The organism is Azonexus fungiphilus (assembly GCF_003634965.1).
In the GTDB taxonomy this organism is placed as follows: domain Bacteria; phylum Pseudomonadota; class Gammaproteobacteria; order Burkholderiales; family Rhodocyclaceae; genus Azonexus; species Azonexus fungiphilus.
On sequence record NZ_RBXP01000014.1, the window covers coordinates 87,038 to 106,392 of the forward strand.

Annotated in this window: 19 protein-coding genes, 2 tRNA genes and 1 riboswitch; of the genes, 13 read left to right on the forward strand and 8 right to left on the reverse strand. The window is 65.0% G+C overall.

Annotated features, from left to right (window positions below):
• The first annotated feature begins 35 nt into the window (after positions 1-35).
• The 7 genes from DFR40_RS08015 to DFR40_RS08045 are packed head-to-tail and all read left to right on the forward strand — an operon-like array spanning position 36 to position 7,262.
• Entirely contained in the window at positions 36-989 is a 954-nt protein-coding gene (locus tag DFR40_RS08015) for an ABC transporter permease (RefSeq protein ID WP_121457975.1), read from the forward strand.
• Between the two features lie 13 nt (positions 990-1,002).
• A complete protein-coding gene (locus DFR40_RS08020) occupies positions 1,003-1,899 on the forward strand; it encodes an ABC transporter permease (protein WP_121457976.1) in 897 nt (298 codons plus the stop codon).
• A complete protein-coding gene (locus DFR40_RS08025) occupies positions 1,896-2,960 on the forward strand; it encodes an ABC transporter ATP-binding protein (RefSeq protein ID WP_121457977.1) in 1,065 nt (354 codons plus the stop codon). The genes DFR40_RS08020 and DFR40_RS08025 overlap by 4 nt, the downstream gene beginning before the upstream one ends.
• Positions 2,957-3,937 (forward strand): ABC transporter ATP-binding protein, encoded by a 981-nt coding sequence (locus tag DFR40_RS08030; RefSeq protein WP_121457978.1) that lies wholly within the window; start codon positions 2,957-2,959, stop codon positions 3,935-3,937. Before DFR40_RS08025 ends, DFR40_RS08030 begins: the two co-directional genes overlap by 4 nt.
• Positions 3,937-4,653, forward strand: a complete 717-nt coding sequence (locus DFR40_RS08035) for a GntR family transcriptional regulator (RefSeq protein ID WP_121457979.1) — start codon at positions 3,937-3,939, stop codon at positions 4,651-4,653. Before DFR40_RS08030 ends, DFR40_RS08035 begins: the two co-directional genes overlap by 1 nt.
• Positions 4,650-6,239 carry a gamma-glutamyltransferase family protein gene (locus DFR40_RS08040; RefSeq protein ID WP_121457980.1) on the forward strand — a complete coding sequence of 530 codons (1,590 nt, stop codon included), beginning with the start codon at positions 4,650-4,652 and terminating at the stop codon, positions 6,237-6,239. The genes DFR40_RS08035 and DFR40_RS08040 overlap by 4 nt, the downstream gene beginning before the upstream one ends.
• 48 nt (positions 6,240-6,287) lie before the next feature.
• Entirely contained in the window at positions 6,288-7,262 is a 975-nt protein-coding gene (locus DFR40_RS08045; protein ID WP_121457981.1) for a bile acid:sodium symporter family protein, read from the forward strand.
• A 98-nt stretch (positions 7,263-7,360) separates the two neighbouring features.
• Here DFR40_RS08045 and DFR40_RS08050 read toward each other — a convergent pair.
• Positions 7,361-7,436: transfer RNA gene (locus tag DFR40_RS08050), tRNA-Lys, on the reverse strand.
• A 14-nt stretch (positions 7,437-7,450) separates the two neighbouring features.
• Positions 7,451-7,526: transfer RNA gene (locus DFR40_RS08055), tRNA-Lys, on the reverse strand.
• Between the two features lie 147 nt (positions 7,527-7,673).
• On the opposite strand from DFR40_RS08055, the gene DFR40_RS08060 reads away from it, so the two are divergent.
• Entirely contained in the window at positions 7,674-8,498 is an 825-nt protein-coding gene (locus tag DFR40_RS08060; RefSeq protein ID WP_121457982.1) for a mechanosensitive ion channel family protein, read from the forward strand.
• Between the two features lie 7 nt (positions 8,499-8,505).
• Here DFR40_RS08060 and DFR40_RS08065 read toward each other — a convergent pair whose 3' ends face one another.
• The 6 genes from DFR40_RS08065 to metK all read right to left on the reverse strand — a co-directional run bounded on the left by DFR40_RS08065 (position 8,506) and on the right by metK (position 15,236).
• Positions 8,506-9,342: an HDOD domain-containing protein gene (locus DFR40_RS08065; protein ID WP_121457983.1), complete on the reverse strand. Its 837-nt coding sequence runs from the start codon at positions 9,340-9,342 to the stop codon at positions 8,506-8,508.
• A 31-nt stretch (positions 9,343-9,373) separates the two neighbouring features.
• A complete protein-coding gene (gene metF, locus DFR40_RS08070) occupies positions 9,374-10,198 on the reverse strand; it encodes a methylenetetrahydrofolate reductase [NAD(P)H] (RefSeq protein ID WP_121457984.1) in 825 nt (274 codons plus the stop codon).
• Positions 10,195-11,022, reverse strand: coding sequence for a TlyA family RNA methyltransferase (locus tag DFR40_RS08075; RefSeq protein WP_121457985.1), 828 nt, complete (start codon positions 11,020-11,022; stop codon positions 10,195-10,197). Before DFR40_RS08075 ends, metF begins: the two co-directional genes overlap by 4 nt.
• A gap of 30 nt (positions 11,023-11,052) precedes the next feature.
• Positions 11,053-12,453: an adenosylhomocysteinase gene (gene ahcY, locus DFR40_RS08080; RefSeq protein WP_121457986.1), complete on the reverse strand. Its 1,401-nt coding sequence runs from the start codon at positions 12,451-12,453 to the stop codon at positions 11,053-11,055.
• Positions 12,454-12,534: 81 nt separating this feature from the next.
• Positions 12,535-12,596, reverse strand: a riboswitch (S-adenosyl-L-homocysteine riboswitch).
• Positions 12,597-12,616: 20 nt separating this feature from the next.
• A complete protein-coding gene (locus DFR40_RS08085; RefSeq protein ID WP_121457987.1) occupies positions 12,617-13,819 on the reverse strand; it encodes an HD-GYP domain-containing protein in 1,203 nt (400 codons plus the stop codon).
• A 253-nt stretch (positions 13,820-14,072) separates the two neighbouring features.
• Positions 14,073-15,236 carry a methionine adenosyltransferase gene (gene metK / locus DFR40_RS08090; RefSeq protein WP_121457988.1) on the reverse strand — a complete coding sequence of 388 codons (1,164 nt, stop codon included), beginning with the start codon at positions 15,234-15,236 and terminating at the stop codon, positions 14,073-14,075.
• Positions 15,237-15,396: 160 nt separating this feature from the next.
• Here metK and DFR40_RS08095 point away from each other — a divergent pair, with 160 nt between their 5' ends.
• The 5 genes from DFR40_RS08095 (at position 15,397) to xerC (ending at position 19,267) form a co-directional block, all read left to right on the forward strand.
• Positions 15,397-16,236, forward strand: a complete 840-nt coding sequence (locus DFR40_RS08095; protein WP_121457989.1) for a lysophospholipid acyltransferase family protein — start codon at positions 15,397-15,399, stop codon at positions 16,234-16,236.
• Positions 16,237-16,315: 79 nt separating this feature from the next.
• Positions 16,316-16,819, forward strand: coding sequence for a GNAT family N-acetyltransferase (locus DFR40_RS08100; protein WP_121457990.1), 504 nt, complete (start codon positions 16,316-16,318; stop codon positions 16,817-16,819).
• 59 nt (positions 16,820-16,878) lie between these two features.
• Complete coding sequence (dapF, locus tag DFR40_RS08105) at positions 16,879-17,709, forward strand: diaminopimelate epimerase (protein ID WP_121457991.1); 831 nt, start codon at positions 16,879-16,881, stop codon at positions 17,707-17,709.
• Positions 17,706-18,377, forward strand: coding sequence for a DUF484 family protein (locus tag DFR40_RS08110; protein ID WP_211329764.1), 672 nt, complete (start codon positions 17,706-17,708; stop codon positions 18,375-18,377). The genes dapF and DFR40_RS08110 overlap by 4 nt, the downstream gene beginning before the upstream one ends.
• Positions 18,374-19,267, forward strand: a complete 894-nt coding sequence (gene xerC, locus DFR40_RS08115; RefSeq protein ID WP_121457992.1) for a tyrosine recombinase XerC — start codon at positions 18,374-18,376, stop codon at positions 19,265-19,267. Before DFR40_RS08110 ends, xerC begins: the two co-directional genes overlap by 4 nt.
• Positions 19,268-19,355: the final 88 nt, after the last annotated feature.

Sequence of the window (19,355 nt, forward strand, 5' to 3'; positions counted from 1 at the left end):
TTCACCGGCTGTCGCCGGATTGAAGAAAGCGCCTCATGTTTGCCTACATCATCAAGCGTCTGCTCTACGCCATCCCCATCGCGCTGAGCGTGACGGTGGTTTCCTTCGTGCTCGTCTATCTGGCGCCGGGCGATCCGCTCAATGCCATCGCCCCGGCTGACGCGCCGGAAGAGGTCATCGTTGCCCTGAAGAGTGCCTACGGCCTCGACAAGCCGGTGCCGGTGCAATACGGCCTGTGGCTGCTGCGTGCCGTGCAGGGCGACCTCGGCACCTCGATCGCTTCCGGGCGTGCCGTCACCGCCGAAGTGCTGAGCGCCGTCAGCAACACGCTGCTGCTTGCCGGCATGGCGGCACTCGGCGGCGTCCTGATCGGCTGCATCCTCGGCGCCCTGGCAGGCTACCGCCACGGCACCTGGATCGACCGCGTCGCCACCGTCGTTTCGGTGATCGGCGTCAGCATTCCCCACTACTGGCTGGGCCTCGTGCTGACCATCGTCTTTTCCATCTGGCTGCCCTGGTTTCCGGCGATGGGCGCAGGCCCCGGCGGTTCTTCCGAATGGCTGTGGGATGTCGAACACCTGCGTCACCTGGTGCTGCCGGCGCTGACCCTGTCGGTGATCCCGATGGGCATCATCACCCGCACCGTACGCGCCCTGGTCGCCGACATGCTGGAGCAGGAGTTCGTCGCCGCACTGCGGGCGCGCGGCCTGTCCGCCATCGCCATCTTCCGTCACATCGCCAAGAACACCGCACCGACCGTGCTTGCCGTCGCCGGCCTGCAGATAGGCTACCTGATGGGCGGCTCGATCCTGGTCGAGACCGTCTTCGCCTGGCCGGGCACGGGTTTCCTGCTCAATACCGCGATCTTCCAGCGTGACATCCCGCTGCTGCAGGGAACCATCCTCGTGCTCTGCATGTTCTTCGTCGTCCTCAACCTGCTGGTGGACATCCTGCAACCGCTGATCGACCCGCGCATGGGCCGCGGCTGAACGGAGACTATCGATGTCTGCTTCTCTTGAACTTTCCCTGCCGGCCGCCGCCGTAGCCGCTCAGGCCCCGAGCCGCAGCTACTGGCTGGTCGTCTGGCGCCAGCTGCGGCACGATCCGATGGCGCTGGCCGCCGGCCTGGTCCTGCTGATCATCATCGGCGCCGCCGTCTTCGCGCCCTGGCTGGCGCCGGCCGATCCCTTCAAGGCGAGCATGATCAAGCGCCTGCTGCCGATCGGCAGCCCCGGCTTCCTGCTCGGCACCGACGAGCTCGGCCGCGACATGCTCTCACGCTTGATGCATGGGGGGCGCCTGTCGCTGCTCATGGGCGTCGTACCGGTACTCGCCGCCTTCGGGATCGGCACCGCGATCGGCCTCTTTGCCGGCTACGTCGGCGGCAAGGTCAACATGGTCATCATGCGCGTCCTCGACGTGTTCTACGCCTTCCCCTCGGTGCTGCTCGCCGTGGCGATTTCCGGCGCGCTCGGGCCGGGCATGAGCAACAGCCTGCTGGCGCTGACCCTGGTCTTCGTGCCGCAGGTGGTGCGGGTCGCCGAAAGCGTCACCACCCAGGTGCGCCAGCTCGATTACATCGAGGCGGCACGAATGAGTGGTGCCAGCGCCTTCTCGATCATCCGCGTACATGTGCTGGGCAACGTCCTCGGTCCCGTCTTCGTCTATGCCACCGGTCTGCTCAGCGTCAGCATGATCCTGGCGTCCGGACTCTCCTTCCTCGGCCTTGGCGTCAAGCCGCCGGAGCCGGAGTGGGGCCTGATGCTCAACACGCTGCGCTCGGCGATCTACGTCAATCCCTGGATCGCGGCACTGCCCGGTGCGCTGATCTTCATTACTTCCATCGCATTCAATCTGCTTGCAGATAGCGTGCGCTCGGCCATGGACATCCGTCGATGAATACCTCTTCCTACTCCCAGGCCCCGGTTCAGGACCGGGGCGGTCCAGCCCAGCCGCTGCTGATTGTGCGCAATCTCAAGAAGCACTTTGCCGTGCGCGGCCAAGCGCTGGAAAAGACCAGAAAATACGTCCATGCAGTCGATGGCGTCAGCTTCTCGGTGCCGAAGGGCAAGACGCTGGGCATCGTCGGCGAATCGGGCTGCGGCAAATCGACCACCGCCCGCCTGATTGCCCGCCTGATGCCTGCCGATTCGGGCAGCATGGTGTTCGATGGCGAGGGCGTCGACGAATTCGGAGGCATCCGCCTCAAGGAGTTCCGGCGCAACTTGCAGATGGTTTTTCAGGATTCATTTGCTTCCCTCAATCCTCGACTGACCATCGCCGAAACCATTGCCTATGGGCCTTGCGTGCACGGCATGCCGAAGGCGGCGGCAATGCAGCAGGCGCATGCACTGCTGGCACGCGTCGGACTGGAGCCCGCGCAGTTCGCCAGCCGCTATCCGCACGAGTTGTCCGGCGGCCAGCGCCAGCGCGTCAATATTGCCCGGGCGTTGGCCTTCGATCCGCGCCTGGTGATTCTCGACGAGGCCGTCGCGGCACTCGACAAGTCGGTGCAGGCGCAGGTGCTCAACCTGTTGCAGGAACTCAAGGCCGAGCGCCAGCTGACCTACCTGTTCATCTCGCACGACCTGCACGTGGTGCATTACATCTCGGACTACGTAATGGTGATGTATCTCGGCCAGGTCGTCGAAACCGGCCCGGTCGAGCGCATCTACGGCCAGGCGGCGCATCCCTACACGCGGGCGCTGCTTTCCGCCGTGCCATCGATGGATCCTGAGCGGCGGACGCAGGCCTCCCCGCTCGCCGGCGACCCTCCCAACCCGATCAACCCGCCGGGCGGCTGCCGCTTCCGCGACCGCTGTCCGCATGCCGATCCGGTGTGTGCCAGCCACGCACCCATATTGCTCGGCTTGCCCGGCGAGCCGGCACATCAGGCTGCCTGTCATCTCAATGACCCGGCTTCGGGGCATCCCGCTGCTCTTTCGGAGGTTCAATCATGACGACACCCCTGGTATCCCTGCAGGATTTGTCGGTGCAGTTCTGCGGCAACCGCAAGGCGAGTGCGTTGAACGAGGTCAATATCGAACTGGCGGCCGGCGAAGTGCTCGGCTTGCTCGGCGAGTCCGGTTCGGGCAAGAGCGTGACGCTACGCACCTTGCTGCGCCTGCATCCGGAGCGGACGACGAAAATCCGGGGTCGGATGCTGGTCGACGGTCAGGATGTGCTTGCCCTCAAAGGGCGGGCGCTCGAGCTATATCGCGGCGGCACGGTTTCCATGGTCTTCCAGGAACCGGGCCTGGCTTTCGATCCGGTCTACACCGTCGGTCAGCAGATCACCGAAGCGATCCGGGCCCACGAGTCGGTCACAGAGCAGGCCGCGCGCGCCCGGGCGCTGCTGATGCTCGAACGGGTGCAGATTCCGCAGGCAAAGCGGCGTTTCGATGCCTATCCACACGAACTTTCCGGTGGCATGCGTCAGCGCGCGATGATCGCGCTGGCACTGGCCTGCCAGCCCAAGCTGCTGCTCGCCGACGAGCCGACGACGGCGCTCGATGCCACGGTACAAATCCAGATCCTGTTGCTGTTGCGTGAGTTGCAACGCGAAACCGGCATGTCGGTGATTTTCGTGACCCACGACATCGGTGCCGCCGTTGAAGTCGCCGACCGCATTGCCGTGATGTATGCAGGACGAATTGTCGAGCAGGGGCCGGTCGGACAGCTTGTCCGGGCACCACGTCATCCCTACACGGCCGGTTTGCTGGCCGCCACGGTCGGTACGGAAAACCGGGGGCAGCCGCTAATGGCGGTGCCCGGTTCGCCGCCGGACCTGGCCGCTTTGCCCCCGGGCTGCAGCTTCGCGCCTCGGTGCAAGCATGCCGATGAAGCTTGCCGGTCCCGGGTGCCGCCACTCCTTTCCTCTGCGGGGCAGGCCGTGGCTTGCTGGCATCCGTTGATGCCTCTGGCGGAGGCGGCCTGATGAGCATCCTTTCCTTGGAGGCTGCGCGCAGTCGGGGCGGGCTGGCTGATGATGTCTGTCGCCATATTGCCGACGAAATCGTGCTCGGCAATCTGGCGCCTGGTTCGCGGCTCGACGAAGTCGGCCTCGCTGCCCGCTTCAACGTTTCGCGGACGCCGGTGCGCGAAGCGCTCAAGCAGCTCGCCATCATGGGCCTGGTCGATACCCGGCCGAACCGCGGTTCGGTCGTTGCCGAACTGACCGTCGACCAGCTCGACCAGATGTTCGAAGCGATCGGCGAGCTGGAAGCTGCTTGTGCTCGTCACGCCGCTTTACGCATGACCGAGGAGGATCGAAGCCGGATGCGCGAGCTGCACGCCGAGGGACGCGCGGCGATGCAGGCGGGCGATATCGATCGCTACGATGCGGCCAACCTGGAGTTGCACGCAACGATCATCCGCGGTTGCTACAACCCGGTACTGATCGATCTGGCGACCAGCCTGCGCTATCGCGTTTCACCCTTCCGCCGGACGCAGTTCCGCAATCTCGAGCGGATGGGTGAGTCCTTCGAAGAGCATTCGGTGATTGTCGAAGCCATCCTTGCCCACGATGTCATCACCACTTACCGGGAGATGCGCTCGCATCTGCTCTCGGCTCGCAGCGCAACCAATCGTGTTGCGCCGGCCTGGGGTCTCCCGTCCACCAGCAAACAAAACTTGAAGGGCGAATCGGCATGAAACCCATCCTCGCAACCCGTGGCGCCGTTGTCGCCTCGCATTCCCTGGCGGCCCAGGCCGGCCTCGACATCCTGCGCGACGGCGGCAATGCCATTGAAGCGACCATTGCCGTTGCCGCCACCCTCGCGGTGGTCTATCCACACATGACCGGCATCGGCGGCGACGGCTTCTGGCTGATGCATGCGCCGGGCCAGCCGATGCGCTCGATCGATGCCTGTGGCGCGGCCGGTGCCGGCGTCACCCGCGAACTTTACGGCAGCTTGACGAGCATTCCCTGGCGCGGCCCGCTGGCTGCCAATACGGTGGCCGGTACGCTCTCCGGCTGGGGCGCGGCCTACGAATTCAGTCGCCGCGAGTGGGGCGGTCGGCTGCCTTTCGCCCGCCTGCTCGAAAGCGCCATCCACTATGCGCGGGAAGGCTTTCCGGTCACTCACAGCCAGGAAGAAAACACCCGCAACAAATTGGCGGAACTGCAGGCCCAGCCCGGCTTCGCCGACGCATTCCTGGCCGATGGCAAGGTTCCGGCCTATGGTCAGCGCCATCGTTTCCCGGCCCTGGCAGCGACTCTCGAACAGCTGGCGCGGGCCGGTGCCGACGATTTCTATCGCGGCGAACTGGCGCAGCAGGTTGGCGCCGACCTGGCCGCCGTCGGCAGTCCGATTACGGTCGCCGATCTCGCCCGTCACCAGGCTGAAATCAAGGCGCCGCTCGAGGTGAAGTTGTCCTGCGGCAAGGTCTACAACATGGCGCCGCCAACCCAGGGCCTGGCATCGCTGCTCATCCTCGGCATCTACGACCGCATCCGCCAGGCCGGCTGGAATCCGGACAACGTCGAAGGCATCCATGCGCTGGTCGAAGCCACGAAGCAGGCCTTCATCGTGCGCGACAAGTACGTCACCGATCCGGCGGCGATGCAGATCGATCCATCCGGTCTGCTTGGCGACTCGACCGTGGCTGCGCTGGCGGCAGCCGTGCCTTTCGACAAGGCCAGTCCGTGGCCGGCGCCGAACTCCGATGGCGACACCACCTGGATGGGTGTCGTCGATGCCGAAGGCCGTGCGGTGAGCATGATCCAGAGCATCTACTTCGAATTCGGCAGCGGCGTCGTCCTGCCGCAGACCGGCATCTGGTGGCAGAACCGCGGCTGCTCCTTCGGTCTGCGGCCGAACCAGTTGCGCAGCCTGGCGCCGGGGCGCAAACCCTTCCACACGCTGAACCCCGCGATGGCGCGCCTCGACGACGGTCGCCTGCTGGTGTACGGCACGATGGGGGGCGAAGGCCAGCCGCAGACGCAAGCGGCGATCTTCTCGCGTTATGTCTGGGGCGGCCACAATGTCCGTTCGGCGGTTGCCGCACCGCGCTGGTTGCTGGGCCGGACCTGGGCGGAGCAGAGTACGAGCTTGAAGCTGGAGTCGCGCTATGCGCCGGAAATCATCGACAAATTGCGCGCGCTAGGCCACCCGGTTGAAGTGGCTGGCGATTTCGACGAGCGCATGGGGCACGCCGGGGCGCTGGTCCTGCATCCGGATGGCTGGATCGAGGGCGGCGAAGATCCGCGCAGCGACGGCTGTGTCGCGGCCTGGTAGCTTGCCGCGCCCGGACTTCTTCGAATCCCGACAAGGTCATACGACAACATGAAATTCAAATTCGACTGGTTTCTCAAGGGCATGCTGGTTGCCGTCGCCCTGGCGTTCATCTGGCCGTCGCCGGGTGCCAAGGGCGGCTTCCTGCATCCGGAACTACTCAACAAGATCGGTATCGCCCTGGTTTTCTTTCTCAACGGCCTGGGCCTTTCGCTGGCCTCGCTCAAGGATGGTGCGCTGCGCTGGAAGGTGCATTTGCTGATTCAGGCCAGCACCTTCCTGATCTTTCCCGGCCTCGGCTGGTTGTTGCTCATGGCTTCCACTGGCTGGATGTCGGCCGACCTGCAGCTGGGGTTTTTCTACCTCTGCGCGCTGCCGTCCACCGTTTCGTCATCGGTTGCACTTACCGTTGCGGCTCGCGGGAATGTGCCGGTAGCCGTCTTCAATGCCACGCTGTCGAGCTTGATTGGCGTCGTCCTGACGCCGTTCTGGATGGCCTGGATTCTTGGCAGTAGCGGCGCCGTTTTCGATGTCTGGCCGGTCATCGTCGACCTGTTGCTGTGGCTGGTTCTGCCCCTGGTCCTGGGGCAGCTCTTGCGCCCTGTGCTGGCTGGCTGGGCTGGTCGTCATAAAAGCCGCATCCAGGTGGTGGACCGGCTGACCATCCTGACCCTGGTTTACACCTCTTTTGCCGATACGGTGAAAGAGGGGGTCTGGTCCAGCTATGGTCCGCTCATCCTGCTGGAAACCGTTGTCGGCAGCGTGCTTCTCTTTGCCATCGTACTGGTGTTGACCCGGTTGCTCGGCCGCTTGTTCGGCTTGCCGATCGAGGACCGGATCGCCGCGGTTTTCTGCGGCTCGAAAAAGACGCTCGCGTCCGGTGTGCCGATGGCGCATCTCATCTTCGGGGCCAATCCGGCGCTTGGATTGATCCTGATGCCGATCATGATCTACCACCCCTTGCAACTGGCTGTTGGAGGCGTGCTGGCGCAACGCTGGGCGGAACGGGGGGCGGCTGAGTCTTAGCTGGGCTGGATTGTCCGCGCCACGATGTGCCGGCGCGGGCCTAACTTCGACTGGGGTAGAAATGGAAACGGCTTCCGCTTGGGAAGCCGCTTGAATTCTGGTGGGTCGTGAGTGATTCGAACACTCGACCTACGGATTAAGAGTCCGCTGCTCTACCAACTGAGCTAACGACCCAGAATTTTTTCACCTGGTGGGTCGGGCGAGATTCGAACTCGCGACCAACGGATTAAAAGTCCGCTGCTCTACCGACTGAGCTACCGACCCGGCCCACACGGGAAGCGCGCATTATAGGGAGGCGTCGGGGGAACGTCAACGGTTTTTACGATTTGTGAAGATATGTGCCGCGCCATCCTTTCGGCGACGGGAGTGGCTAGAATTTTTTCTCTCCATCTGACCGCCCCGGAGGGCACCATGAACGAGCAGGAAATCAGTCGTTACCAGGATATTTTCGTGACCGCGTTGACCGACGTCGGTTTCAAGGTTCTTGCCGCCATCGTCTTCTGGGTCGTCGGGCGCTGGCTGATCGGCCTGGCAATCCGTCTGCTGCGCGCCTCGCTGGAGCGCCAGAAGGTCGATCCGACGCTGATGCGCTACGTCGGTTCGATCGTCAACGTGACCCTGAACATCCTGCTGGTGATCGGCATCCTCGGCTATTTCGGGGTTCAGACCACGACTTTCGCCGCGCTCGTCGCCGGTGCCGGTATCGCGATCGGGGCGGCCTGGGCCGGCTTGCTTGCCAACTTCGCCGCCGGCGCCTTCCTGATCGTGCTGCGACCGTTCAAGGTCGGCGATTTTGTCACGGTGGCAGGAACCGTCGGTACGGTGACCGAGATCGGCCTGTTCGCAACGACGATCAACACGCCCGACAACATCGCGACGGTGGTCGGCAACAACAAGATCTTTGCCGACAACATCCAGAATTTCTCGGCCAATCCCTTCCGCCGTGTCGATCTGAAGTGCCAGCTGGCGGGGGCGGCCGACCATCAGGCGGCGATCGCGCTGCTGCGCGAGCGGATCGCGGCGGTGCCGAACGTCCTGGCAAGCCCGGCGGTCGATGTCGAAATCCTCGAGTTCACGCTGGTCGGCCCGGTGCTGGCGGTGCGCCCTTACTGCAACAACGACCACTACTGGCAGGTTTATTTCGACAGCAACCGGGTGATCCGCGAAGCCCTCGCCGAAGCCGGGTTCCCGGCGCCGATGCCGGCCCAGAGCGTGATCGTCAGCCAGTCGGCGTGAGCGGGGGCTACTGACGCAGGGCAGCGGCCAGCTCGGCGACTTCGCCGGCCGATTCGGCGAGGATTTCGCTCAGCGTCCGTTCGTTGACCACGGCGTCGATCTGCGGCGCGCTGTCCGCGGTACGCGTCGCGTCGGTGGTGTACAGCGGCGACGGCGTCAGCGCCAGTTCGTCGGCGAGCAGCAGGGTGTCGCCGAGGCTTGCCGGCGGCAGGGAGCGCAAGCCTTCCCACATCGCTTCGATGGCGGCGCAGACGGTCGGCGGAATGTCGAGTCGGGCGAGGATGGCGCGGCCGACGATGGCTTCGTTGTCCTCGGTCCAGTCGCCCGGGTCGCCGTCGAGTAGCGTCGGCATGTCGGCGGCACGGGAGATCAGGTAGAAACCGCCGATTTCGTGGACGACCCCGGCAAAAAACGCGGTTTCCGGATCGACGTGGCTGACCCGGCGGGCGATCACCTGAGCAAGCGCGGCGACTTCGCTGGTATGTGCCCACAGCCGGTTTGCCGCTTCGCGCAGGCGCGGGGATTGCGGCGTGCCGGCCAGGCGTCGGGTGGCGATGGCAACGGCGAGCGTGCGCGTGGTGCGCAGGCCGATGCGGGCGACTGCCTGGCGCAGGTCGGCGGTCTGCTGGCCGGGGCGGCAGTAGATGCTGGCGTTGGCTACCGCGACGACGCGCGCGGCGAGTAGCGGATCGCCCTTGACCAGGCGCACGGCATGATCGACGTGGCAGTCCGGGTCGTCGAGCGCGCGCAGCAGCGTCAGCGAGACGTCGAGCCCGGTCGGGAAGACGAGCTCGCCGTGAAGGGCCTGTGCGGCAACCAGGCGGAGGGCTTCAAGGCGTTCCATCGACGCAGTTTAACCCGCCGCCCTGGCTGCCTCAACCGAGGCGGCGGCAGATTTCGGTGGTCAGCGCCGACTGGTTCATGCTGTAGAAGTGCAGCCCCGGGGCGCCGCCCTTGAGCAGGCGCTCGCAGAGCTCGGTGACCAGGTCGAGGCCGAAGGCGCGGATCGAGTCGCTGTCGTCGCCGAAGCTCTCGAACTTCTTGCGCATCCAGCGCGGCAGGTCGGCGCCGCAGGCGTCCGAAAAGCGGGCCAGCTTGGTGAAGCCGACGATGGGCATGATGCCCGGCACGATGGGGATGTCGACGCCAAGCGCGCGCGCTTCGTCGACGAAGTGGAAGTAGGCGTCGGCGTTGTAGAAATACTGCGTGATCGCCGAGTTGGCGCCGGCCTTGACCTTGCGCGCGAAGGCGTCGAGGTCGTCCTTCGGGCTGCGCGCCTGCGGGTGCCATTCCGGGTAAGCGGCGACTTCTAGGCTGAAGTGGCTGCCGGTTTCGGCGCGGATGAATTCGACCAGTTCGTTGGCGTAGCGGAATTCGCCGGCCTCGGCCATGCCCGAGGGCAGGTCGCCGCGCAGGGCGACGATGCGGCGGACGCCGGTCGCCTTGAATTCGGCCAGGATTTCGCGGATCGACTCACGCGTCGAGCCGATGCATGACAGGTGCGGCGCGGCGTCGAAGCCTTCGCTGGCGATTTCGCGAACGATGGCGAAGGTGCGCTCGCGGGTCGAGCCGCCAGCGCCGTAGGTGACCGAGAAGAACTCGGGCTTGAGCTTGGCCAGTTCGGCCCGGGTGGCGCGCAGTTTTTCGACGCCTTCGGGCGTCTGCGGCGGGAAGAATTCGATCGAGATATTGGTGTTCATTTTTTCAGCCAGATAAAGAATTCGCGGTTGCCGTCGCCGCCGGTGATGGGGCTGTCGAGCCAGGCTTTGGCGGTCAACCCGAGTTTTTTGGCAATTTCCAGGAAGCGCCCTTCGACCTCGCGGTACAGCGACGGGTCACGGACGATGCCGCCCTTGCCGATGTTGTGCGGACCGACCTCGAACTGCGGTTTGATGAGCAGCAGCAGGTCGCCGTCGGCGGCGAGCAGCGCCGGTAGTTGCGGCAGCACCAGGGTCATCGAGATGAAGGAGACGTCGCCGACGATCAGGTCGAAACCGCCGGCCGGCATGGCGTCGCCGAGATCGGCGGCGGTCAGCGCGCGGCAGTTGATGCCTTCGAGTGCGCTGACGCGCCCGTCGTTTTTCAGCTTGGCGTGCAGTTGACCGTGACCGACATCGACACCGACCACTTGCGCGGCACCGGCCTGCAGCAGGCAGTCGGTGAAGCCGCCGGTGGATTGCCCGACATCGAGGCAGGTCCTGCCGGCGACAGCCAGACCGGTGTGCGCCAGGGCGCCGGCCAGCTTGAGGCCGCCGCGCGAAACGTAGCGGTCGCTCTCGTCTTCGACAACGCTGAGGCTGGCGTCGGCCGGCAGTTCCAGCGATGGCTTGGCGATCGCCTTGCCGTCGGCGAGGACCCGGCCTTCGCCGATCAGCCGCTGCGCCTGCGTGCGCGACGCCGCCAGTCCGCGCTGGACCAGCAGGGCGTCGGCGCGCAGAAGGCCGTGACGGTCGACCGGCGTCTTGACCGGTTTTTCGTCACGTTGCCGACCGCCCTGGCGGGCATGGAAGGAGTTCATGCTCATCGGGGCGGCCTGTATGGCAGCTTTGGACGATCAGTAGCGGTAATGGTCGGCCTTGTAGGGGCCTTCCACCGGCACGCCGATGTAGTCGGCCTGCTGCTGCGTCAGCGTCGTCAGCTGCACGTTGAGCGTCTTCAGCTGCAGGCGGGCGACCTTTTCATCCAGGTGCTTGGGCAGCGTGTACACCCCGACCGGGTAGTCGGCGGTCTTGGTGAACAGCTCGATCTGGGCGATGGTCTGGTTGGCGAACGACGAGGACATCACGTAGGACGGGTGGCCGGTGGCGCAGCCGAGGTTCACCAGGCGGCCCTTGGCGAGCAGGATGATGCGCTTGCCGTCCGGGAAGATGACGTGATCGACCTGCGGCTTGATCTCTTCCCACTGGTACTTTTCCAGCGAGGCGACGTCGATTTCGTTGTCGAAGTGGCCGATGTTGCAGACGATGGCGTTGTTCTTCATCTTGACCATGTGGTCATGGGTGATGACGTGGAAGTTGCCGGTCGTGGTGACGAAGATGTCGGCCTTGTCGGCGGCGTATTCCATGGTGACGACGCGATAGCCTTCCATGGCGGCCTGCAGGGCGCAGATCGGGTCGATTTCGGTGACCCAGACCTGCGCCGACAGGGCACGCATGGCTTGCGCCGAACCCTTGCCCACGTCGCCGTAGCCGCAGATCACGGCGATCTTGCCGGCGACCATGACGTCGGTGGCGCGCTTGATGCCATCGACCAGCGATTCGCGGCAGCCGTAGAGGTTGTCGAACTTGGACTTGGTGACCGAGTCGTTGACGTTGATCGCCGGGAACTTGAGGTCGCCACGCTGGTGCATCTGGTACAGGCGATGGACGCCGGTGGTGGTTTCTTCGGTCACGCCCTTGATCTGGGCCAGGCGCACCGAGTACCAGGTCGGATCGACGGCCAGCTTGGCCTTGATCGCGGCGAACAGGATGGTTTCTTCTTCCGAACCCGGCTTGGCCAGCACGGAAAGATCCTTCTCGGCCTTGGCGCCGAGGTGCAGCAGCAGCGTTGCGTCGCCGCCGTCGTCGAGGATCATGTTCGAGTAGCCGCCGTCGGCCCACTCGAAGATGCGGTGGGTGTAGTCCCAGTAATCGACCAGGGTTTCGCCCTTGACGGCAAAGACCGGGATGCCGGCGGCAGCGATGGCGGCGGCGGCGTGGTCCTGGGTCGAGAAGATGTTGCACGAGGCCCAGCGGACGTCGGCGCCGAGCGCGGTCAGCGTCTCGATGAGCACGGCGGTCTGGATGGTCATGTGCAGCGAACCGGTGATGCGTGCGCCCTTGAGCGGCTGGGTCTTCGCGAATTCCTCGCGAATGGCCATCAGGCCCGGCATTTCGCCTTCGGCGATGCGGATTTCCTTGCGACCCCAGTCGGCAAGGTTGATGTCGGCAATGACGTAGTCTTGGGTATTGGCCACAGTAAGCTCCTCAATAACTGTGACGGGGAGGGGAATAACGGCGTTGTTGCTCACCGGCGGCCCCCTGCGCCCGGCAGGGTTGATCAGTGAGCGCAGTTTTGAACCGAGCCTGGGAGTGATCTCCTGCAGCGCCCCTCGGTAGGTGCCGGATTATAAACCGCTTTCAGGCCGTTTCGGCAGCCCAGTAACGGTCAACATCCTTGATGCCCCATTTTTCGGCGTCCTCGCGGCCGGCGATCTTTTCGGCGCTGCGCGCCAGGTCGATGGTTTCCGGCTTGAAGTAGGCCTGTGCTCTGGTGGAAAAGAAAATCCGCAGTTTCGGCTTGAGCAGCGATTGCTCGCCCTGTTCGACGACGACGCCGAGCTTGCCCGATTCGAGCCGGACCAGCGAGCCGACCGGGTAGATGCCCAGGCTCTTGACGAAGGCTTGGAAGACCAGCGGGTCGAAATGCCCCTTCCACTCGGCCATCCGCTTGATCGACTCGGCCGGATCCCAGCCAGCCTTGTACGGACGGTTCGAGGTGATCGCGTCATAGACGTCGCAAACCGCACCCATCTTGGCAAACAGGCTCATCGAATTGCCATCGAGGCCGTCGGGATAACCGCTGCCGTCGACCTTCTCGTGGTGATGCAGGCAGACGTCGCGGATGATCTCGCTGATGTCCTTGCCGGCCAGCAGCTTGTGGCCTTCGCTCGGATGCGTCTTGATGATCGCGAATTCCTCGTCGGTCAGTTTGCCCGGTTTGTTGAGCACCTCGCCCGGCATCAGTGCCTTGCCCAGGTCGTGGAGCAGGCCGGCCATCCCGGCCTCCCGGGTCTGCTTCTCGTCGAGGCCGAGCTGGCGTGCCAGCGCGATCATCAATGCGCAGACGGCGACCGAGTGGAGGAAGGTGTAATCGTCGGCAGTCTTCAGCCGGGCCAGGCTGACCAGGGCGCCGGGGTTGCGCAGCACCGAACTGGCGATTTCCTCGACCAGCGGGGCGGCTGCCTCGGCGTCGACGGCCTTGCCCATGCGTGCTTCCTGGAACATCGAGACGACCGCCTCGCGGCCTTTGGCGACGATGCGCGAGGCGCGCTTGAGTTCGTCGTCGAAGCGGGTCTTTTCCACGGGCGGCGGTGCCGACGTGGCCGGGATTGTCTCGGCGGTCGCGTAATGCATGGCACCATCGGTGGTGGCGTCGACATCGAGGCCCTTGTCGATGTCGATCCAGACTTCGCGGATGGCGCTGGCACGGATCAGCGCGAGATCGGCCGGATCCTTCAGGACGAAGCGGGTGCGCCAGAAAGGATGCTCCAGCCAGGCGCCGCAAAAGGCCTGGAGGTGCATGCCGAGACGCAGCTGATCGACGGGAATTTGTTTGAGCATATTTGTCGATTTTAACAAAAATGGAGGCTGGTGGCCTCCATTTTTGTTGAGTCGGGTTCATGCCGTGCTGCCTGTTGCCAACAAGCAACAGGCAGCACTTGCCGGTTCCAGGCCGGCGTCGTTGCGCAGCAACGCTGCCCGGTCAGTCGCACTGGCTCCGGCCGGTGCTGCGCACCTTAACCGGTCCGCATGCGTACCGGTTAGCCTGCGCCGAAGTACCGATCCCGCTGCGTGGTTGGACTGTGCGCTTCGCTTACAGTCCGGCGTCGCCCTTGAGAAGGGCGGCGCGATCGGTACTTTCCCAGGTGAATTCAGGCTCGTCGCGGCCGAAGTGGCCGTAGGCGGCGGTCTTCTGGTAGATCGGGCGGAGCAGGTCGAGCATGTTGACGATGCCCTTCGGGCGCAGGTCGAAGTGCTTGCGGATCAGCGCGGTCAGGGTTTCGTTGCTGACCTTGCCGGTGCCGAAGGTGTCGACCATCACCGAGGTCGGCTCGGCGACGCCGATGGCGTAGGAAACCTGCACCAGGCAGCGCGAAGCCAGGCCGGCGGCGACGATGTTCTTGGCGACGTAGCGGCCGGCGTAGGCGGCGGAGCGGTCGACCTTGGACGGGTCCTTGCCGGAGAAGGCGCCGCCGCCGTGCGGGGCGGCACCGCCATAGGTGTCGACGATGATCTTGCGGCCGGTCAGGCCGCAGTCGCCCTGCGGGCCGCCGACGACGAAGCGGCCGGTCGGGTTGACCAGATACTTGATGTCGCCCTTGATCAGTTCCTTCGGCAGCACCGGCTTGATGATCTCCTCGATGGTCTGCTCGCGCAGGTCTTCCAGGCTGATGTCCGGCGAGTGCTGGGTGGACAGCACGACGGTGTCGATGCAGTAGGGCTTGCCATCGACGTACTTGATGGTCACCTGCGACTTGGCATCCGGGCGCGCCCAGGGCAGGCGGCCGTCCTTGCGCAGCAGGGCCTGGCGTTCGACCAGACGGTGCGACAGGTAGATCGGCAGCGGCATCAGCGACGGCGTTTCGTCGCAGGCGTAGCCGAACATCAGGCCCTGGTCGCCGGCACCCTGGTTGAGGTTGTCGTCGTAGGCCTTGTCCACGCCCTGGGCGATGTCCGGGCTCTGCTTGTCGTAGGCGACGAGGACGGCGCAACCCTTGTAGTCGATGCCGTATTCGGTATTGTCGTAGCCGATGCGCTTGATCGTGTCGCGGGCGACCTGGATGTAATCGACGTTGGCGTTGGTGGTGATTTCACCGGCCAGAACGACCAGGCCGGTGTTGCACAGGGTTTCTGCGGCAACGCGGGAATGCTTGTCCTGGGCCAGGATGGCGTCGAGGATGGCGTCGGAAATCTGGTCGGCGACCTTGTCCGGATGGCCTTCGGAAACCGATTCGGAAGTGAAGAAGAATTCGCTCATGGCGCTTGCTCCGTTGGTCCTTGGTTACGGCGTGACCGGCTGCGGACCAGAAGCAGGCGACGCTTTAGCGGTATTTTGAATCGCCCCGCAAGTTGTCTGTTTAACTCGGCGATCCCATAATGATAAGCCTTTGTTGTCGGCTTTCAACCCCCGGAGTCCCATGGTTTTTCTGTTCCGCCTGCTGTCGCGCCTGCCGCTGTCCGTCGTTCACCGGCTCGGGGACTGGCTTGGGCGTCTGACCTACTGGCTGTCGCCGACCTATCGTCGCCACTTGCGCGAGAACATGGCCCAGGCCGGTGTCGATCCGGCGCTCAATCTGCCGGCGGCCGCCGAGTCGGGCAAGCAGATGCTCGAACTGGCGCGGATCTGGATGCGCACGCTCGACGAAGCCAATGCCCAGGTTGTCGATGTGGCGGGACGCGAGCACCTCGAGGCGGCGCTGCAGGCAGGGCACGGGATTGTTTTCCTGACGCCGCACCTGGGCTGCTTCGAGATCACCGCCCAGTACCTGTCCACCTTTGGCGACATCACCGTCCTCTACCGGGCGCCGAAGTCGGCGGCGGCGCAGGAACTGATCCTGACCGGGCGCAAGCGCGCACAACTGCATCTGGCGCCGGCCGACCTGTCCGGGGTGCGGGCGCTGATCAAGGCCTTGAAGAAGGGGCAGATGGTCGGCATGCTGCCGGATCAGGCACCGAAAACCGGCGAGGGCGTCTGGCTCGACTTCTTCGGTCGTCCGGCCTACACCATGACGCTGGCCGCCCGGCTTACCGAAACCGGTGCCACGGCCTTGCTGACCTGGGGCGAGCGCCTGCCGGGCGGGCGCGGCTACCGGATTCATTTCCAGCCGCCGACGCAGCCGCTGGCAGGCGATACCGTGGCGCGGGCGCAGCAGATCAATCACCAGATCGAGGCGCTGATCCGCCAGTGCCCGGTGCAGTACCTGTGGGGCTACAACCGCTACAAGCGGCCGCGCGGCGTCGAACCGCCGCCGGCCTGAGCGCATTTCCGACGTCTGCCGGCCAGGGCCAGGCCGGCAGCGCCATCCAGACCAAGGCCGATTGAGAACAGGACCAACCATGAGCAGCCTGAACATCGAGATTCGTCCCATCACGCCGCCGGATGTGCCGGCGATCGCGTCGCTGGCCCGGGAAATCTGGCAAGCCTCGTATCCGGGGATCATCACCCAGGAGCAGATCGACTTCATGCTCGAGCAGCGCTACGGCCACGAGCGCCTCTACGACGATCTCGAGGATCTGCACAAATGGCTGTTCCAGGCGCTGTGCGAGGGGCGTCGTGTCGGCTTCGCCTTTGCCGAAATCTGGAAGGGCGAATTCAAGCTCGACAAGCTCTACATCCATCCCGACGTCCAGCGTCGCGGCGTCGGTGGCCAGCTGATCGCGCACGTCGCCGAACTGGCACGCAAGCAGGGTTATCCCTGCGTCGTCCTGCAGGTCAACAAGCGCAACGTCAAGGCGATCAACTCCTACATGAAGTACGGATTCACGGTACGCGAAACGATGGTCGACGATATCGGCCGCGGCTACGTGATGGACGATTTCGTGATGGAGAAAAAACTTTAGAAATTTTGGATAACTAACTGTCTCTGTTATCCTTTTTGAGTCAATCAACGGAGCAGTACGTGAAGCTCAAATTTTCCAAGATGCACGGCCTGGGCAACGACTTCGTCGTGCTCGACGGCGTGCGCCAGCAATTTTCCCTGACCCCCGAGCAGCTGCGCTATCTCGGCGACCGGCACTTCGGCGTCGGCTGCGATCAGATCCTGGTCGTCGAAAAGCCGACCCGCCCCGGCGTCGATTTCCGCTACCGCATCTTCAATGCCGACGGCGGCGAGGTCGAGCAGTGCGGCAACGGCGCCCGCTGTTTCGTCCGTTTCGTCCACGAGCAGGGCTTGACCGGCAAGCCGGAAATCCTGGTCGAGACGATGAAGGGCGTCATTGCGCCGCGCCTCGAGGCGGACGGCAATGTCACGGTCGACATGGGAATTCCGCGTTTTTTGCCGGAGGAAATTCCCTTCCTCAACGACGACGACAGCATCATTCATCACCTCGATGTCGCCGACGACACGCTCGAGATCAGTGTCGTCTCGATGGGCAACCCGCACGCCGTGAACGTGGTCGCCGACGTCGACGGCGCGCCGGTCGGCGTGCAGGGGCCGGCGATCGAGAACCATCCGCGCTTCCCGCAGCGGGTCAACGCCGGCTTCATGCAGGTGCTCGACCGGCACGCGATCAAGCTGCGCGTCTACGAGCGCGGCGCCGGCGAGACGCTGGCCTGCGGCACCGGTGCCTGTGCCGCTGCCGTCGCCGGCATCCGTCGCGGCCTGCTCGATTCGCCGGTGCGCGTGACGACGCGCGGCGGCGACCTGAGCATCGCCTGGGGTGGCGCCGGCTGTCCGGTGCTGATGACCGGCCCGGCCGTCACTGTCTTCTCCGGAGAAATCGAACTATGAGCGCCATGTTTCCCGACGAAATTGCCGATTACCTGAAGAACAATCCCGGCTTTTTCGAGCAGTACGCCGACCTGATGGCGCAGATCTTCGTGCCGCATCCGCACGGCGGCCGGGCGGTTTCGCTGGCCGAGCGGCAGATGCTGACGCTGCGCGAGAAGAACCGCGCCACCGAGAGCAAGCTGGCCGAACTGATCGCCTTTGGCGAGGAGAACGACCGCATCTCCGAGAAGGTGCATCGGCTGGCGGTCGGCCTGATCGCGGCCGAAACCTTCCAGGCGGTGATCCACCTGCTCAATTTCCACCTGCGCGACGATTTTTCGGTGCCGCACGTCGCCCTGCGCCTGTGGGACAAGCCGGCCGGCATCGAGGACCTGCCCGAGTTCGCGGCCGTCAGCGAAGAGCTGCAGGTCTTCGCCGAAACGCTGGCGCGCCCCTACTGCGGCTCGACCGCCGGTTTCGGCACTGCCTCGTGGTTCGGCGAAGCCGCGCCGCATATCCGTTCGCAGGCGCTGATCGCGCTGCGCAACGGCGGCGGCACGATTGGCATGGTCGCCCTCGGCAGCGAGGAAAACCAGCGCTTCTACGCCGACATGGGCACGCTCTATCTCGAGCGCATCGGCGAGATGGTCTCGGCGGCGCTGGCGCGGGTCACCAAGAGCACGCTGTGACGCCGGCCGAGGCCGTCGCTGCCTGGCTTGCCGAGCTTGCCGAGCAGCGCCGGCTGTCGCCGCACACCATTGCCAACTACCGGCGCGACCTGGCGCAACTGCTGGCCGCCGCTGAAGGGCAGCCGCTCGACCGGCTGCTCGTCCATCACATCCGCCGTTTTGTCGCCGGCCTGCATGCCAAGGGTTTGTCCGGGCGTTCGCTGGCGCGGCTGCTCTCCGCCTGGCGTGGTTTCTTTGCCTGGCTGGGCGAGCGCGGCCTGGTCCGGATCAATCCCTGCGACGGCATCCGCGCGCCGAAGTCGCCGCGCCGGCTGCCCAAGGCGCTGTCGGTCGACGAGGCAGCACGCCTGCTGCAGCCCGACGACGACGGTGACAGCCGACTCGAAGCCCGCGATGCGGCGATGTTCGAGCTGCTCTATTCGTCCGGCTTGCGCCTGGCCGAACTGGTCGGCCTCGATCGCGACGCGCTCGACAGCATCCTCAACGACGGCGAGGTGCGCGTCATCGGCAAGCGCAGCAAGCCGCGCCTGGTGCCGGTCGGCAGTCAGGCGCGACAGGCGCTGGCCGCCTGGGCCGCAGTCCGCGACGCGCTGGCGGCGACCGACGAGCCGGCGCTCTTCGTCAATCGCCGTGGCCGGCGCATCGGTCCGCGCTCGGTCGAATTGCGCCTGGCCCGCCGCGCCGTCCGCCTCGGCCTGCCGCAGCACGTCCATCCGCACATGCTGCGGCATTCGTTCGCCTCGCACGTGCTGCAATCCTCGGGCGACCTGCGCGCGGTCCAGGAAATGCTCGGCCATGCCAGCATCGCCTCGACCCAGGTCTACACCCATCTCGACTTCCAGCACCTGGCCAGCGTCTACGATCGGGCACACCCGCGGGCAAAACGCTGAAATCTGACGGTCGACCGGCGAAAACGGCCAAAAAATCAAGTGGTAATTGACCTTCGCCGCGTCAACCCGGCATAATGCGCGTCTTTCA